This window comes from Neisseria sp. P0021.S006, from assembly GCF_051956895.1.
In genome coordinates this window covers 1-753 of sequence record NZ_JBQCWZ010000663.1, presented here as the reverse complement: position 1 = coordinate 753, position 753 = coordinate 1, and the positions used below count along the sequence as shown (strand labels likewise).

Below are 753 nucleotides of genomic sequence, written 5' to 3'. Positions count from 1 at the left end.
CGTTGCAGGCGCCGCCTTGGGTACTTCTTCTACCACCCCCCACACCACCCCCCCACCCCACACCCCCACCACCAACCACACCAACCCAACCACCACCACCACCAACACACCAACACCCACCCACCCAACCCCCCCCCCACCAACCCAAAACACCCCCACACCCACCACCACACCCACCCCACCCCACACCAACGCACAAACACCACACAACACACACAAAACCAACCAAAACAACACGACCAAAACCACACCAACACCCCCAACCACCACCCCCACACCACCCACCCACCCCACCACCAAACCCAAAAACAACACAACCACAACCCCCACAAAAACCAACCAAACCACACCCAACAAACACAAAAACAAAAACCACACCAACAAAAAAACAAAACAAAACAACAACCCCCCCCACAACCACAACCAACCCCCAACCCCACAAAACCCAACCAACACACAAACAAAACCAAAAACACCCCAAACAACCAACCCTCCACCCACCCAACACAAAACACCAAACAACAAAAAAACACAAACCGAACCCACCCTACCCACCCAACCAAAACCCACACCACCCACCCCCCCCAAACAACACCACCACCCACAACACACAAAAACAAAAACAACCAAAACCCCAACAACAACACCACCACCAACACAGAACACACCGCCACAAACCCCCACCTACACAACACCCCCACAACACAAAACACCACACCACCCAAACACCAAACCACCCCCCACACACACCCA

Annotated in this window: 1 protein-coding gene; it reads left to right on the top strand. The window is 54.2% G+C overall.

Going from position 1 to position 753, the window contains the following annotated elements; translation table 11 throughout:
- Positions 1-16 precede the first annotated feature (16 nt).
- A partial coding sequence (locus tag ACTHUM_RS16335; protein WP_440403470.1) for a hypothetical protein occupies positions 17-753 on the top strand: 737 nt, incomplete at its 3' end.